Annotated in this window: 14 protein-coding genes and 2 pseudogenes; 6 read left to right on the forward strand and 10 right to left on the reverse strand. The window is 38.0% G+C overall.

The genetic code is table 11. The features are described 5' to 3' along the window. Positions 1–254 precede the first annotated feature (254 nt). A complete protein-coding gene (locus tag GD002_RS15505) occupies positions 255–1,202 on the reverse strand; it encodes a cation diffusion facilitator family transporter (RefSeq protein WP_153733277.1) in 948 nt (315 codons plus the stop codon). 20 nt (positions 1,203–1,222) lie between these two features. After that, positions 1,223–1,558 carry an ArsR/SmtB family transcription factor gene (locus GD002_RS15510; protein ID WP_153733278.1) on the reverse strand — a complete coding sequence of 112 codons (336 nt, stop codon included), beginning with the start codon at positions 1,556–1,558 and terminating at the stop codon, positions 1,223–1,225. A gap of 279 nt (positions 1,559–1,837) precedes the next feature. On the opposite strand from GD002_RS15510, the pseudogene GD002_RS18235 reads away from it, so the two are divergent. After that, positions 1,838–2,054 (forward strand): annotated as a pseudogene (locus tag GD002_RS18235) (nitrite reductase); the annotation flags it as partial. Between the two features lie 52 nt (positions 2,055–2,106). Here GD002_RS18235 and GD002_RS15515 read toward each other — a convergent pair. Continuing rightward, positions 2,107–2,274 (reverse strand): helix-turn-helix domain-containing protein, encoded by a 168-nt coding sequence (locus GD002_RS15515; RefSeq protein WP_194841638.1) that lies wholly within the window; start codon positions 2,272–2,274, stop codon positions 2,107–2,109. A gap of 226 nt (positions 2,275–2,500) precedes the next feature. On the opposite strand from GD002_RS15515, the gene GD002_RS15520 reads away from it, so the two are divergent. The 4 genes from GD002_RS15520 (at position 2,501) to GD002_RS15535 (ending at position 8,697) form a co-directional block, all read left to right on the forward strand. Further along, complete coding sequence (locus GD002_RS15520; RefSeq protein ID WP_228548400.1) at positions 2,501–4,528, forward strand: sigma 54-interacting transcriptional regulator; 2,028 nt, start codon at positions 2,501–2,503, stop codon at positions 4,526–4,528. A gap of 621 nt (positions 4,529–5,149) precedes the next feature. Continuing rightward, positions 5,150–6,469: an MFS transporter gene (locus GD002_RS15525; protein WP_153733280.1), complete on the forward strand. Its 1,320-nt coding sequence runs from the start codon at positions 5,150–5,152 to the stop codon at positions 6,467–6,469. Between the two features lie 135 nt (positions 6,470–6,604). Next, positions 6,605–7,579, forward strand: a complete 975-nt coding sequence (locus tag GD002_RS15530) for an asparaginase (RefSeq protein ID WP_153733281.1) — start codon at positions 6,605–6,607, stop codon at positions 7,577–7,579. Positions 7,580–7,635: 56 nt separating this feature from the next. Beyond that, positions 7,636–8,697, forward strand: coding sequence for a tartrate dehydrogenase (locus GD002_RS15535; protein WP_153733282.1), 1,062 nt, complete (start codon positions 7,636–7,638; stop codon positions 8,695–8,697). 276 nt (positions 8,698–8,973) lie between these two features. Here the strand turns inward: GD002_RS15535 and GD002_RS15540 are convergent, their stop codons facing one another. From GD002_RS15540 to GD002_RS15565, 7 genes are all read right to left on the reverse strand, one after another. Then, the gene (locus GD002_RS15540; RefSeq protein ID WP_153733283.1) at positions 8,974–9,234 is read right to left on the reverse strand and encodes a transposase; all 261 of its coding nucleotides are present in this window, start codon (positions 9,232–9,234) and stop codon (positions 8,974–8,976) included. Positions 9,235–9,761: 527 nt separating this feature from the next. After that, a complete protein-coding gene (nadD, locus tag GD002_RS15545) occupies positions 9,762–10,397 on the reverse strand; it encodes a nicotinate (nicotinamide) nucleotide adenylyltransferase (RefSeq protein WP_228548401.1) in 636 nt (211 codons plus the stop codon). A 180-nt stretch (positions 10,398–10,577) separates the two neighbouring features. Then, the gene (locus GD002_RS15550) at positions 10,578–12,044 is read right to left on the reverse strand and encodes a nicotinate phosphoribosyltransferase (protein ID WP_153733284.1); all 1,467 of its coding nucleotides are present in this window, start codon (positions 12,042–12,044) and stop codon (positions 10,578–10,580) included. A gap of 65 nt (positions 12,045–12,109) precedes the next feature. Then, entirely contained in the window at positions 12,110–13,018 is a 909-nt protein-coding gene (locus GD002_RS15555; RefSeq protein ID WP_153733285.1) for a cysteine hydrolase family protein, read from the reverse strand. A 187-nt stretch (positions 13,019–13,205) separates the two neighbouring features. Next, positions 13,206–14,015, reverse strand: a complete 810-nt coding sequence (locus GD002_RS15560; protein WP_153733286.1) for an NUDIX domain-containing protein — start codon at positions 14,013–14,015, stop codon at positions 13,206–13,208. A 211-nt stretch (positions 14,016–14,226) separates the two neighbouring features. Beyond that, complete coding sequence (locus GD002_RS17820; RefSeq protein WP_194841639.1) at positions 14,227–14,772, reverse strand: hypothetical protein; 546 nt, start codon at positions 14,770–14,772, stop codon at positions 14,227–14,229. After that, the gene (locus tag GD002_RS15565) at positions 14,769–15,110 is read right to left on the reverse strand and encodes a hypothetical protein (RefSeq protein ID WP_194841640.1); all 342 of its coding nucleotides are present in this window, start codon (positions 15,108–15,110) and stop codon (positions 14,769–14,771) included. Before GD002_RS15565 ends, GD002_RS17820 begins: the two co-directional genes overlap by 4 nt. 713 nt (positions 15,111–15,823) lie before the next feature. On the opposite strand from GD002_RS15565, the pseudogene istB reads away from it, so the two are divergent. Beyond that, a pseudogene (gene istB / locus GD002_RS15570) lies at positions 15,824–16,501 on the forward strand (IS21-like element helper ATPase IstB). The last annotated feature ends 175 nt before the right edge of the window (positions 16,502–16,676 follow it).

Raw genomic sequence — 16,676 nt, forward strand, 5'->3', positions numbered from 1 at the left:
TCCAATTATTCAGTACCCCAAAGCCGCCAAAGAATCCGTAATTCACAAATAAACTATCTGTTTTCCTTGCTTTATATATTCCTATTCAAGAATATCAATGGTAATGAAGATCTCGCACTTTATTGTTTCTGGTTTTCAAAGCCCTTTCACCTATAGGTACCTTCCCCCTACACATCAAACCACACTCATGAAATCGAGAGAGGCTCTCTTTAACTCAGGCTATTATTGCAGAGAGGTGCCAGTCGCTTGTTGTCTTAATGATGTTGATGTCCATCGGCTGGTTGGACTTTCACCTGACACAAAATTGAGTCGTCGTGTTGGTGGGCTGACGATTCCAATTGAATAGTTACATGGTGTATGTTTTGATGCAATAGATCGTGTTCGAAATTACGAAGCAATTGTTCACTTGCTGCTATTGTCATCCGTTCATCTACCACCGCATGGCAGGAGAGTGCATTTAATCCGCTCGTAATGGACCAAACATGTAAATCATGAACACTTTGCACCCCTTTGACATTTCGAATGGTTTGAATAACCTCATTTATTTCCACGTTTTGCGGTGTACCTTCCATCAAAACATGCAGTCCTGACTTGGTTACATAGTAACCGCTGCGTAAGACAAGAATTGCTACGATGACACTTGCTAACGGATCTGCCCACCCCCAGCCGAAGAACATCATAAACAATGCTGCAGCAATTGCCCCAATAGATCCCAACATGTCGCTAATGACATGGAGGTAAGCTCCCTTCATATTTAAGTTCTCTTCCACGTCTGCTGAACGTAGCATAATCCAAGCGACGAGAACATTTACCGCTAATCCAATACTCGAAACGATCAACATCCCTGTCGTCGCAACTTCAGGGGGATTTGGAAAACGCATAATTGCTTCATAAAAAATATATAAAGAGATGGCGATCAATGTTACACCATTTATTACCGCTGCCAACACTTCAAATCGTTTGTATCCGAAGGTCTTACTTTTACTTGCTACCTTTTCCCCTAATTTAAATGCCAATAGTGCGATTGCCAACGAAATCGAATCGCTTAGCATATGACCTGCGTCTGCCAAAAGAGCAAGACTATTCGTCAAAAATCCTCCTACTGCTTCGACAAGCATATAAGATGTAATGATTAGAAAAGAAATCAATAAAACTTTTTTATTCGCTCCATGCGTATGGTCGTGACTGTGGTCATGCCCCATTTTTATACCCCTCCTTATTATTAATTATGTGACGCGTGCTCAATCGCCTGCTTCAAGAGATTCATTACATGATGATCGTCCTCCGAATAGTAAATCGTCGTTCCCTCTCTTCGAAACTTTACTAAACGCAAGTTTTTCAAAAAACGCAGTTGATGAGAGACGGATGATTGACTTAAATTAAGCGTTTCGGCAATATCATTAACTGAATATTCCTCTTTACACAATAAGTTTAAAATTCGGATTCTCGTCGGATCACTCAACGCCTTGAACGTTTGCGAAACGACGAATAGCGTTTCTCCGTCCAACTGTTGCACATTCTTTTCTACTGTCTGCTCTATATTTTTTTCATCATTCATAGCAATTTTCCTCCAATCATACAATTTATATTTTCTTATATGAACATATGGTCATATATTCATATAAACTATGTCAGATGTCAACATTAATATGCAATACCCCCCTATTTTAATTTATCACGTTACTCAAAAATCAACAACAGCGTGGATTAATAAACAATAATTATTAATAAAACGTCAAATTATTTATATACCATACACAGGTATTGTAATATATAGTTGTTATTATCTTATAAGAAAGGTGTGTCTCTTCATGTAAAAAACGAAGAAGAAGTTTAAATTAACGGTGGAATATCATTCGGTGCAAAGCTAAACGTAAAACCATTGATGGTTCTCGCCAACTACATAGAAAATCAAGAACTGGAATTAACGACATTCCAGCAATTATATATCGAGGTGTGAGCTAGAATCTGTTAAAAGGAAATTTGCACATGTCGGACTTTTCTGCTACCCAGTCGGAAATTATGTAAAAAGTCTGCGCCATTGCAAATTCTGTTAACTCTTTTGGCAAAAAGAATAAGCATTTCTGTTGGATGGTCTCTTTCAGCTCAGGGGTGTATTTTGACTTTGTGCCATGATTTGTGAGCTTCATACTGGTGTTGTGCTGATTCAGCGTTGTATTTAGTTTGTCGAGCCAGTTCTCTTGAAAGCTTGGAAGGATGTCGTCCAGTTAATTTGGCAATCGCCCGAATGGAGTAGCCAAGTTCAAGGTACACTTTTATTTTTGCATGTTCGGATATGGTAAGATGTTAACGATTCCTCCATTCGATACGATGTCGTTATAGGTTTTCTTCTTTTCTACCTCAAGTATCGCACTTAATTCCAGTAGACCGCATTTTTCAGTTCCTACCGATTTATCAATTTGGGAGGTATCTCTTTTTTATTCTTAGACCTCTGATTATGATTTCAACACATATATTAAAAGTTAATGGGGTGTATTTCTTGCATATTGATTCAATCCTAATAAATAAGTTTGTGATTATACCTTTTAATGAATGGAAGAATTCTTTAGGAAAAGAACTCTTCAAAGAAATGGATATAATACTGGTTAACGACCCGCTTGGACAAGTAATTGGGGCCATAACTTTAGACAATCCCGAAAAAATTTTAGCCACTGCCTTTATATCAATTGACCAATTGTATGAAGAAGAGTCATGGAAAGATTACAGCATTATTGTTGTTGCAGATGAAAACAAGAGAATTATAGGGTGTCTCAAGCGAGAAGAGCTTATTTTATATCTTTATCAGCATTTTAAAGAAGAAGCTCTCTATTTAAAATCTCTTTTATCTTCAATACCAAATGAGATTTCTGCGATCGATAAATTCGGAAAAATAAGTTTCTTTAATGATCAAGCTTTGAAAGTACACGGTATAAATTTGGAAGAATCGATTAGTAGTAAACTGGACGATTTATACCCTGGTTGTCAACTTAATACACTTCTAAACGTTGAAAACAAAGAAGTTATTATGAAAGTTACAGAGAATGGTAAAGGCGCTTTTATTCAAACTAATGTTATGCAAGATGATCGATCTGTAGGGGCCATGCAAATATATTGGACTACAAAGGAAATTGAAAAAATCGCTTTAAGTTTAGATTTATTTATGAATCTTTCAGCCGATCTCCAAGCGATTTTTGATGCCTTTTACGATGTTATTTATGTTTCAGATGGAACAGGTATGACCTTACATGTGAGCTCTGCGTGTGAGCAACTTTGGGGGTATAGAGCAGAGGATCTTATTGGAAAAAGTATCTATAAGCTTGAGGAAATAGGTGTTTTCACCCCCTCTGTTACACGACAAGTACTAGAGAAAAAAAAGAAAGTTCAGCTATTCCAAACGACAAAAGAAGGTCGTAGATTAGTTTGTATTGGTACGCCCATTAAGGACGAAAAAGGAAATATTATTCGTGTTGTTAACGCTTCACGTGATATTACAGGTGAAAGTCACCTTCGCATGGAGTTAGAAGAAATGAAGCTGTTAATGGAAGGTTACAAGCAACAATTGAGTCAGTTAAATGAATTAGGTATTGGAAATGAGAAAATGATTTTTAAAAGCGAAAAGATGGAGGGTGTCGTGACGCTAGCTAGAAAGGTAGCAGAAGTTGACTCTACCATTCTCATACAAGGAGAATCAGGTGTAGGTAAAGAAGTAATCGCATCCTACATTCATAGTAAAAGTGAAAGAAACGATAAACCTTTCATTAAAGTGAATTGTGGTGCAATCCCTGAAAACTTGCTGGAATCGGAGCTATTTGGTTATGAAAAAGGCGCTTTTACAGGTGCATCGAAAACGGGGAAACCTGGATTATTTGAATTAGCCAACGGAGGAACTTTATTCCTTGACGAAATTGGGGAAATTCCTCTTGCTCTTCAGGTGAAATTGCTACGAGTGTTACAGGAAATGGAGTTTACGCGCATTGGCGGTACCAAGCCTATATCAGTCAATGTGCGAATTATTGCGGCTACTAACCGGGAACTGCAAGAAGAAATGAAAAAAGGTAATTTTCGGGAAGATTTGTATTATCGTCTCAATGTTGTGCCACTTTTAATTCCCCCTTTAAGAGAAAGAAAAGATGATATTCTTTCTCTTACACTGCACTTTACACAGAAGTTTAATGAGAAATTTAAAACATACAAGACCTTTTCACCAACTGTGCTGGATCTATTCCAATCATATCATTGGGCTGGTAATGTAAGAGAACTTCAAAATATGATAGAACGGCTCGTCGTAACTGCTGACGCTTCAACTATAGACGTAGAGCAACTTCCGGATTTCCTTTTAGAAAGTAAGACCCTACCAGCAGTGCAGGTTACTGATATCATTCCAATTAAGGAAGCAATTGACTTGGTTGAATATCAGCTTCTGGTTTTAGCTAAAAAGAAATATCGAACAACTGTAAAAATTGCCGAAGTGTTACAGGTGAATCAGTCTACAGTGAGCAGAAAGTTGAAAAATATTGGTATCAAGTAAAATGACTATGCAATTACGCATAATGATTATGCAAATAAGCATAATCATTATTTTACTTGTAAACCAAGAATAATGATTGATTCTTTCGCATATTCGTTAAAATTCTATGTAAACTTATGCACGTAAGCATATTTAAAATTTAGAGTTTCACATTTATTGTAATCAAAAAGAGGATATTTTCCCTGTGGAATAGGGAATATGCTCTTTTTATTTTTTTTGGCATGGATTTTGCATTAGTAAATAACGACGTCCTTTATTTACTACAAAGTGTGACAACATGGAGGTTGATAAATACTAATAGTATTTCACTGTCATAGAGATGCTATTTCAGAAAAGACTTGTACTATTTCCTGTGTACCTTTGAGAAAGGTGAAATTTGTTAATTATTGAGGAGCAGAAAATATTGACATGCATGTAGAAACTTCTACTCTACATGGTCTGCTTGGGCCGAATGTGGACATTTTCGAAGATAGCCTTTAGCAAATACGACTTCAAAATAGCACTATTTTCGGTATTTTTCAAACAATTGTTTTAGTAATTACTGAGAGCTTCGTATTTGCCTCTCTGTTTTGTTTATGTGAAAAATTATATCTGAAAGTTAGGAAAGGTTAGGTGTTTAAGATGAAGAAAAATTATCGTTATCAAATTATGTTGATGATGGTGCTGATGGTGATCATTAACTATATCGATAGAGGTGCCATTTCGTATGCTCAACAAGACATTATTGGCGAGTATGGATTTGATCCTATTTCTTGGGGAGCTGTACTTGGTTATTTTGGATTTGGTTATTTATTTGGCTCTCTCTTGGGAGGTATGCTTGCTGATAAAAAAGGACCAAAATTTGTTTGGATGATTATCGGGATTGGCTGGTCCGTTTTTGTCATTGCCACTGCTTTTGCCGGGGATATCGGTTTAGCACTATTTGGTGGTTCTGCCCTAACTGGCTTTGCCATCATCCGTATACTATTTGGCTTTGCAGAAGGACCGACTTTTTCAACAATCAATAAAACAAATGCTAACTGGGCTACACCGAAAGAACGCGGATTCGCTGTGTCTCTAGGCCTTTTAGGAACGCCACTAGGCGCTATGCTAACGGCTCCTGTAGCAGTGGCACTTTTGTCTGTAACAAGCTGGAAGGTTATGTTTATTATTCTTGGTGGCTTGGGAATTGTATGGGTAATTATATGGTCAAAAATGTTTACAGATTTACCGGAACAAAATCCGAAAGTATCGAAGGAAGAACTTAAAAAAATCCGTTCTGTCGAGGATTTATTACCAAATGAAACAATAGTTGGTGAACATGATGATTCGGTAAAATGGTATCACTTTTTCAAAAATCCAACACTTGTTTTTAATGCTCTAGGTTATTTTGCTTTCCAATATATTAACTTCCTACTCCTTACATGGACACCAAAATACTTACAAGATCAATTCGGTTTTCAATTATCTTCTCTTTGGTATTTAGGAATGATTCCTTGGATTGGTGCTTGTTTTACTGTATTGCTTGGAGGAAAGATTTCAGACTATTTACGAATGAAAACAGGAAATCTTCGTATCGCAAGATCAGGACTAGCCATCGTTTCTTTACTATTAACAGCCACATGTTTCATATTAATCCCCACTGCAGACACGATTGTCGGAGTTATGGTCTTAATGTGTATCGGGAATGCTTTTAATTCACTTCCAAACTCTGTGTATTGGTCCGTGATTCTTGATACAGAACCTAGCCGTGCAGGTACATTTGGCGGAATTACGCATTTTATCACAAACACTGCAACTATTATTGCACCTATTTTAACCGGATTCTTAGTTGTAAGTTATGGATACTCTTCTATGTTTGTAGCAGCAGCTATTGCAGCGATTATTGGAATGGTAGCTATGTTCTTTGTTAAACCAGGTCAACGGCAAGCAAAAAATAAGTTGAACGAAGTGGGCGCTTAATCTGCTATTTCATGTTTAGAAGCAAAGGACTTCTACTGAGTCAAGTTGAAGGCAGAACTTCTATTTACTAACGATCATCTTTAGAGGTAGACAAAAAACTTTCTCCTCAGATTTTTTGGAAAAGAGGTATTAGATATGAAAAGAATTATATTAGTAACTACCGGTGGAACGATTGCAAGCAAAATAAACCCTGATACAGGGTTACTCTCCTCAGGAGCAATGACAGGTGAAGAGCTTGCAAGTATGTGTAAACTTCCAAGCGAAATCAATTTGACGGTTGAATCTATTTTTCAACTTCCTAGTAATCAAATGGATGCTGAAGAATTATCGCACTTGAAGACAAGGGTTGAAGAACTATTAGCTGATCCGCAGGTTGATGGAGTGGTTATCACTCATGGTACAGATACGTTAGAGGAAACTGCATATTATTTAGATTTGACCATCGCAAATGATAAACCAATTGTCGTAACTGGATCACAAAGAGGACCATTTGAGCTTGGTACAGACGCAATGATGAATATTCGCCAGTCTATATTAGCTGCAGCATGTGAAGATCTTAATGACTTTGGTACAGTAGTTCTGTTTAACGAGCGTCTTTTTTCAGCTAGATATGTCAAGAAAGTTCATGCGTCTAATGTGGCCGGATTTGCTTCTGAAGGATATGGTTACTTGGGAACTGTGGATCAAGACATTGTGTCAATGCACCAAAAACCACTTCATCGAGAGGTGTATTCTCAGAAATATGATTTGCCAGTTATTGATATTATTCCATTCTACTTAGGGGCCGATGATCGATTTATTAAGACATCCATTTCAACTGGAACAAGCGGAATAATTCTTGAAGGTTCTGGAAGAGGTCATGTGTCACCTAAAATGGTTGAAGCAATTGAAGAAGCCTGCAATCTAGGTTTAATCGTTGTACTAACAACTAAAACAGGAGAAGGAGAAGTTCGTCATGTATATGATTTCCCAGGCAGCGTTTATGATCTAACGAATAAAGGGGTATTAATAGGAAAAGATTATGACAGTAAAAAGGCTAGAATAAAATTAGCCATTTTGTTGGCATCTGGTGCTACAAAACAAGAGATTCGAAGTGCATTCTTAAAATAATAGAACAAGAAGATACGAGAGCTACTCTCTTCAATAGTATTTAGGAGGACGGGAAAATGAAAAAGTGTGAAATATCCGTAATTCCAGGGGATGGAATAGGAACTGAAGTCATGACTGAAACACTCAGGGTTTTAGATACTCTTTCTGAGATTCATGGCGGTCTTCATTTTGAATACAAAGAATATCCGTGGAGCTGTAAGTATTACTTAGAACATGGTGTGATGATGCCAGCAGATGGACTAAAGCAATTAGAACAGAGTGATGCCGTTTTTCTAGGAGCTGTGGGAGATCCAAAGCTTGTTGCGGATCACATCTCTCTCTGGGGCTTACTTGTTACTATTCGAAGGGGGTTCGAGCAAGTCATCAACGTGCGACCTGCAAAACAGATGAAGGGAATTACCTCTCCTCTTGTCAATCCTAACGAATTTGACTTCATCGTGGTACGGGAAAATAGCGAAGGAGAATATAGTGAGGTTGGAGGGAGAATACACTCTGGCGAGGATGAAATAGCGATTCAAAACGCAGTATTTACAAGAAAAGGGACTTCCCGAGTGATGAAATATGCATTTGAACTAGCGAACACAAGAAAAGGCCATGTTACAAGTGCAACAAAGTCAAATGGAATTGTTCATTCGATGCCTTTCTGGGATGAGGTGTTTCAAGATGTGTCTACTAAATATGATGAGATTCAAACGCAATCCATACATATTGATGCTTTAAGTGCATTCCTTGTTTCAAAGCCACACACGCTAGATGTCATCGTTGCAAGTAATTTGTTTGGTGATATTTTAACCGATATCGGGGCATCTATTATGGGAAGCATCGGGATTGCCCCTGCCGCAAATATTAATATTAACGGGAAATTCCCATCCATGTTTGAACCCGTCCATGGCTCTGCTCCAGATATCGTCGGTAAAGGAATTGCTAACCCTATCGGACAAATCTGGACAGGTAAAATGATGCTTGATCACTTAGGAGAAAGAGAGCTAGGTACGCTATTATTAGATACCATTGAAGAAGTATTACAAGACGGGATCAAAACCCCCGATATTGGCGGTACCGCTTCCACAACAGAATTAACGAATCATATTATTAATAGATTGAAATTGCAAGCCTGACAGCAATTCTTTGCTTACGGGAAGATAATCGAAGTGTTTACTAACAAAAAGGCGCAACTAGCGAATAATTACTAGTTGTGTCTTTGTTCATTTTTTATTTTTCAAACCTAATCACAGTTCAAATTTTTTAATTTCTGTACTCGGTGGCGTGCGTTGTCTTCACTTTATGGAATGACTGGTAATACGTACTTCTAGGCACTTTAAGCACTTCGCACAGTACTTGAATGGGAAAGTTTTCTTTCTCCTGTTCGATGTGGTTAATCATCTCTTGGTCAGTTACTTTTTCGCGATTATAGTCATAGCCTTTTTTAGGATGTCTACCTCTTGTTGAAGGCGAAGATTTTCCTTTTGAAATTCCGCAATTTCAGCTGGCGACAAACCACCGCTGTCTTCAATTAGAGAAAGAGCTTTGATCCATTTACAAATCGTCACTTCAGATACACCATATTCGCTGCTGAGATCACTCGCAGATGTGCCAGATCTGTAGAGTTCGACAATTGTTTGTTTAAATTCTTGGTTATAGCGTTTTTGTTTCATTCCGGACACGTCCTCTCTATTTTTAGGATAGAGACTTAACTAACTTGTGTCCATACATCTATATTAGCTCCAACTTATACGATCCAGAGAACTAATAAAAGTGCCGTCGCTCGAAAAAATATTTGTTCGAATTTGCATTACTTAAAGAGTAACTGTTGCCTTGACTAATCGTTCCCCTCTAGAATATTGTTACATCAATGTTCTAGAGGTTTTTCTTTTTTTAGTACAGAGGAGTAAGCAGTATCTTAAATAAATAGTCATTTTCACTTAAGTTTAATTCAATTATTATAGGGAGAGAAAACAGGAAAGATTAATAAACGCCTAAATTAAAGGGAGACTAAACCAAGGTCTACTATAGTATGACAAGATCAATGTAATATGGAAGCAAGATACAATATAAAATAATTATTGCACCTATTATGTTAGGTAAAACCTCCGAAGCAAAGTTTTTCAAATTAAACGATTGATTGATATGAAACGTAATCTTCCCTTCCTCATTCCCTCTTTTAGCCATCTACCTCAAATTTTCAGCGGACTACTTCTTGATAAAGACCATTATTTTTAATGTATTCATAGCAGGATCCTGGTAATAAATACTGCGGTTCTCCCCCCATTGCAAATTCTTGTCGAATATATGTTGAACTGATTTCCATTGCTAATCCTTTATCTAACAATTGGAATCTACCGTCATCATGATTACGCAAAATAGGTGATTTCGAAATCGTGCTCAGAATGTCAATCCCGTTTCTAGCCATCACGATAAATTTATTGCGACTAATCAACTCTTCCGCCCATCGCCATTCTCCATTTCCGATATCTACCAACAAATCAGCACCCATAATGAAATAAAGATCTGCATCAGTGAACGTTTCTTTAAAATACTCCATTGTGTAATACGTATAGTGCTTACCTGGTAATACATCTAACTCATAATCGTCTAGGATAAACTTAGAATTACTGGCGATTGCCAACTTTAGAATTTCCATGCGGTGTTCGTTTTGCGTTTGTAATTGTTTATCTAACCGTTTATTCGATGAAGGTAAAAAGATAACATAGTCCAATTTTTTACGATGTGCCACTGTTGAGGCTGTCCACAAATGAACGTTCGTCACAGGGTCGAATGAAGAACCGTAGACACCTATTTTCACGCCTTTTTCAAACATTTTCTCGATGTCTTTGCCAGGATTCAGCTCTTGAAGATGTGCTTTTAGTTGTTCTGTCTTTTGCATCATGATCCATTCCTCCAAAGTGTAATTTTCGTAGTACTTCTTATTAGTGGCTATGCTCTCCACCCTTTCCCCTACACCTATACATTCCCAGTTTTCTTGTGCCTTGAACCTTCATTAGTTATGAAGGTTTTGTACTTTTTCTTGTTCCTCACGAATATTCCTCATTTTATTATCCCAACATTTCTGACTTAAATCCACAGGATACTGTTCAGGATTCAAGGTACGCTTATATTCATCCCATAGGAGGTTTAAATTGTTTGTAGCATATGCTTGTATTTCTTGTATAGATGGGGACTCATATACAAGATCTCCCTCTACAAAAATGTCTTGGTGTAATTCGATAGCTTCAAAGTTCGTCACAAACATCGAGATGAACGTATGAGTTGGATGAAACATTTTCAATTTCTCTTCTGCTTGCGGATTCTCATCCACCATAACAATATAATCACCCTCGGCACGATTATTCACCGTGTTCACAATGCGATACACTTTCTTTAATCCCGGTGTCGTTACTTTCTCTGGATTGCCAGATATTTTAATGGTATCAACCATATTTCCGTAATCATCCTCAATCGCCACTAATTTATAAACAGCACCTAGAGCAGGTTGGTCAAACGCGGTAATCACTTTTGTACCGACACCCCACCTATCGATTTTCGCTCCTTGCGCCTTTAAGTTCATAATTGTTTTTTCATCTAAGTCGTTTGAGGCGACGATTTTTGTTTTTTTGAATCCTTCTTTATCCAACATTTTACGAGCTTCTTTTGATAAGTAAGCTAAGTCGCCACTATCTAAACGTATCGCATTAAAATTAATGCGATCTCCTAGTTCTTTTGCTACTTGAATCGCTATTGGCAGACCAGATCGTAACGTATCGTACGTATCTACTAAAAACGTACAGTCTTTATGTCGACGAGCATATTTATGGAATGCTTTGTATTCATCTTGATACGCCTGAACCATAGAATGTGCATGTGTTCCAGCCACAGGAATGCCGAACATCTTACCAGCTCTCACATTACTTGTCGCGGAAAATCCAGCAATATACGCGGCTCTTGTTCCCCACACCGCTGCATCAAATTCATGGGCACGTCGCGTTCCAAATTCCATTACCGCTTGTTCTCCTGCCACTTGCTTAATACGAGCCGCTTTCGTTGCAATGAGAGTTTGGTAATTTACAATATTTAAAAGAGCTGTCTCTATCAACTGAGCTTCTGCCAAGCTGGCTTCCACTTGTAGAATCGGTTCATTCGCGAAAACCAATTCTCCTTCTTTCATTGCTCGAATCGTTCCATTAAAACGAACCGTTTGCAAATAGGCTAGGAAATCTTCCTCATAACCCAATTCTTCACGTAAATATGCAATATCGCTTTCCGTAAAACAGTACGCTTTAATAAATTCAATGATCCGTTCTAATCCTGCAAAAATCCCGTAACCCGTTTCAAAAGGTAACTTGCGGAAATAAAGTTCAAACACCGCTCGTTTGTCGTGCATATTATCTTCCCAATACGTTTCAGCCATGTTAATTTGATACAAATTCGTGTGTAGTGCTAGCCCAACGTCTTGATATTTTTTAGTCATTTACTTTTCCTCCTTTATAAGGTGGCGGCATCGTCTCTTTAACTTGCCGCTTCTTTTGTTTATTTTCACAACTTGAATTCGGTTGATTTCACAATATGAATGCCCATATGATTTTGAAGTTCTTTACATGCATGTTCTGTTGAGTCTTCGAATCCTGGGATGGGACTCATGCAGTCATCCAACAAATAAATCTTTGATAGCAATTCAGGCTCATCTACATAGTAATCTACTATCTGCCGAACGGATTCTAATACACAGTGAGATTTTGCTTCCCCGGCGATAACGATTTTATCGTAAGCGAGTAAGGAATGAAGAAACACATAATTTGTTCCGTCTGCTTCGGCATACTCCGGTTTAATAATGCCGTACATTTCACTTAATGGGTCTTGCCCCTTTACGATCTTTTGTATCCTAGACTGCCGTATCAAGGAATGAAAGTGGACCATATTCGAAAACTGGCCTTCTAAGGCAGCGCCAAATGTTCCTTCAATGCAATGATAGGGCCAGATCAACAATTGCTTTTTCCCTAAACGCTCCAACTGAACAATGTATGCCAAGCTTTCGTTTTGTTTTTCTACAGCTTTCCATTTTCCTAGTTCAACATCTTCTCTAGTGATGACTGTAAATGGAGCAGGATGATTTCCCTTTGCATCAACCCACCAACTCGCATGGAATAGTTGATGCAATTCATGTGTATCCAACGATAAGGCAATCGTCGTTATCTTCTCTAAGTTTTGATAGAGGAACCTGGTTATCCGTTCCACATCCTTATGGGAATTCGGCACACCCAGTTCTCCGTTTTCCATAAAGTCAACTTGAAAATCAATCCCTATGAACAGCACTTTTTCAACATCTTCTCTTGAAGGTGTCACTTTATCTTTATTTGCAAGAATCATCAATTCATTTAAACCCTTCGTACTTTTACTTCCTATCTTTGACACATCAACGATTTCTTCAAATTTAATTTTCCTCATTTTTTACACTCTCCTTTAGTTTTTTATTGAATTAACAATTAAATATTTGTTAATTGATATACAGAAAAATATAAACATAACCGTTTCTTTGATTTACAATAAATTTTGGACGCCTGACTGCCTGCAACAGAGAGGCATCCATATTTCATTAAAATCACAAGTTCACGTATATACATCATTCACAAATTCAGCGCCAAATCGAAGGGGTAATGTCCACATCTACAAATCGGTATAATTTGGTTGGTCGTTTTGTAGTGCTTGTCGGTTCTGCTGTTTTAGGAACTTGATTTTTGTCTAATGCCTCTTCGATAAAAGGCAGCCTTGGTGCTTTCCTAAAGAACCCAGGCTTACTATTCACCACAGGTTCATTAATAATTGCAAGCAACACCTGGCGCAAATCCTCCAGCTTGAATTCTTCTGTTAAAAAGTTTTTAACCACCGTTGTTTGAAACACATCTTTTCGAACGGCTTCCAAAGCATCTTGAATCACTTGGTAATGGTCAAAAGCCAAATCTAACGCAAAAACTTTATCAATCGTGAATAATTGAACATCGTCTGCGTCATCAGCAGCTTCCCTACTATCAATGCTTTCTTCAGGAACAATTGCGTAATGGGCATTTGATATGATCCATCCCCGTTTATCTCTACCTAATTTGTCATACACGCCATAGTGTTCGATGTGAATGCCGTCAACACCAGTCTCTTCTTTTAGTTCGCGCTTAGCCGCTTCGTAAGCTGTTTCCTCAGGTTGGATAAACCCTCCAGGCAAAGCCCATTTTCCACCCTCAATGTTAGGTTCACCATCTGCATCGAGCTTTGCCCGCTTAATTAACATCAAAGCTAGTGAGTGAGTAGAGATTATTTCATTTTTATCTGCAGATTCCTCATTTGGGATTAATGTAAATATTGCAATATCACTTGTATATCCATCCGGCGTTCTATATTGGCTCGAATCATAATGTTGCAGTGCATCTTCTTCTGTTTTAAACTTAGACATCCAAATTCATCTCCTTTGCTACGTCTTTCAATTAACAATTATCAAATAGTTAATTGTATTATATAGTAGGAAACTAAGGAATGCAAGCAAAAACATTCCTGTTTTAGAACTTGCTATTAAGGTTCTTTACTAATGAATAAACACCAGAGTAACCAATAAAATTGACATCATTAATTTCAATGATGTCAATTTTATTTTGATTAACACCCAACTAAGCCTGATAGGGAGGAAGTTCCATCAATTTCAGCATGCCGTCGACTCTTTTAACTGTGTAAGTAAACTCATCGGTAATTACGTCAAACTCTCTTGTCTGAAACAAGGTTCCGTCTTCATGTTTTAACGTAATTACGAATTTATATTCATTTTTGCTCACTTCGGTCTGTTCAAGAATTTCGTTCAATGAAATCTTAGGTAGTATCTTCAGATATTGTTCAAATAACTTCTGCTTGTCATTAGGGTCCGTTTCAGGAAATAAGTTCATGAGTCCTTGATAACTACCGCCGTACAACTCGACTAACTTTGTAGCGTCCTGATTAGCGATTGCCTGCATATATTGCTCTAACGTATCCTGTGGATTCTCAGCAACGACTTCATTCTTATTGCCCTTCTGAGAACTTGCTGACGGACTTAGAGTTAAATTCTTTTTCCAAGTTAACTCTGTGCCTTCAGAATTTTTGAATAGAAATACAACCTGACCTTCCTCGCCTTTCATCTTATCTGGGTAGATGAAACCTGAAAATTGTCCATTCCCACTCATGTAAAATCCATCTTCCCCATTAGCTCCGTGTTCAATGGCCTCACAATCCGATTATCTTTGGAAATCCACTGCAGCTCGGCTAGCGAGAAGCCTTCGGGAACCTGTTTCACTACGAAATTGAAACTATTTCCCACTGTCGGTTTTGGAGTCTGATCTATAATAATTAATAGTTCTTTCTCGGGATCTGCTGAAGAATCCTCTGTTTTGGTGCCATTTCCTTGATTGGTTTCAGGTGGCTTCTCGTCCGATGCTCCAGACTCTGATTTCATGGCACAACCACTCATCAAAAGAATCACGCAAAGTGCTGAAATGATATAGCCGTATTTTTTGTTATTCATGAGGTTCTCCTCCGCTTTCATATAGGGTAAAAGAAAACGCAACGCCTTTATTTGGTATTCAATACATCGAACTCACTGTCATGGAGCTCCAGGATGAGTTTGACGATCGCGAGCCCTAGTCCGGTTCCTCCTAGCTTTGCGATCACGCGTATGCTCAATACGGTAGAATTGATCCCACACACGGCTCAAATCGTCCTCCGCAATGGACGATCCAGAGCCTCGATTACCGTGACGACCTTTCCGGAATGCGCCCAGAGGACACCTGTGTACATTGTATGGATTTATTTTCTTGCTTATGCTAGTGTAGGCAGAGCTTCTTAAAGACAACGTTTAGCAATTACTAATACCTATCAAAACACTTATCTTAACTGAATCATACAATTAATTCTATAGCCAAAACATTAGATATTAATTGGAGAACCGCTAAAAAGTATGCTGATGAGAACCAACTACCTGAAGAAACCATAAGAAAAAAGAAGGGAATGATGTATGAAGAGCAATGGGGAGAAATTGTCGAGGATTGGCTATGGGAAGATCAGAAGCTAAAAAGGAAAGATAGAAGGACAAACAGACGTACTAAAAGAACCGGAGTTCCATCCTTACGATATTGTTTGGAGCAAGTATGGCCAGCTACAGAGTGCCTCACAAATTGAAGGTGAGTGTCAATGACCTCTGAAATATACGCAATGTGTAAAGCGTTACGCTAAACCCATATTCCCCATTTCTATGAGGATGTACCATTTGAGAGTCCATCACAATTTATAGAACAGTTACTTCAGCAAGAACTTCAGCTGCGAGAAGAAGCGAAAGCAGAACGGCTGATAAAGAAAGCCAAGTTCCTACAGAAGAAGTCGCTCTCTACGTATCAATGGAATGAGCAAATTCATTTCCCTGCTCATCTCAATGTAGAAGAACTATGCACACTAAGTTTTATTGGGCGTAACGAGAATTTAATTTTAACTGGGGCTCCCGGTACTGGAAAGACTCATTTAGCGACCGGCATAGGCTATTAAGCTTGTAAGCGGGGGCTTGAGGTGCGTTTTTATAGGGTTTCTAACTTGGCTGTGGCATTGGAAAAGTCTTGGAGAGAAGGGAAATTAGCTTCCTTTAGAGATCGATTTAAAAGTGTGGATGTAATTATTTTAGATGAGATGGGCTATGTGCCGTTTAATAAGGAAGAAACCAAGCTCCTTTTTCAGCTCATTTCCGACTGGTATGAGCTGAAGAGCCTGATTATTACTTCAAACTTAGAGTTCAGCCAATGGAATCGCGTTTTTAGCGATTCTAGATTGACTGCCGCCTTAGTAGATCGAGTCATACATCACGCTCATATATTGAATTTCACCCGAGATAGTTTCAGAATAACAAACGCTCTATCACGTCAAAGATAAAAACTCAATCGAAGGCTGGCAAGCTTGTGTATTTTCCATTGCAAACTTATGTATTTTTACTTGCAAAATACACTAGTTACCTCTACAACTTTCTTAAAACCGTTTTTTCACGTAGTATTCTTTAGCAAACCATCCATTCATCTAAACTTTATTGAAAATAATTTATAATAGTGAT

Source organism: Sporosarcina obsidiansis (assembly GCF_009651005.1).
In the GTDB taxonomy this organism is placed as follows: Bacteria; Bacillota; Bacilli; order Bacillales_A; family Planococcaceae; genus Sporosarcina; species Sporosarcina obsidiansis.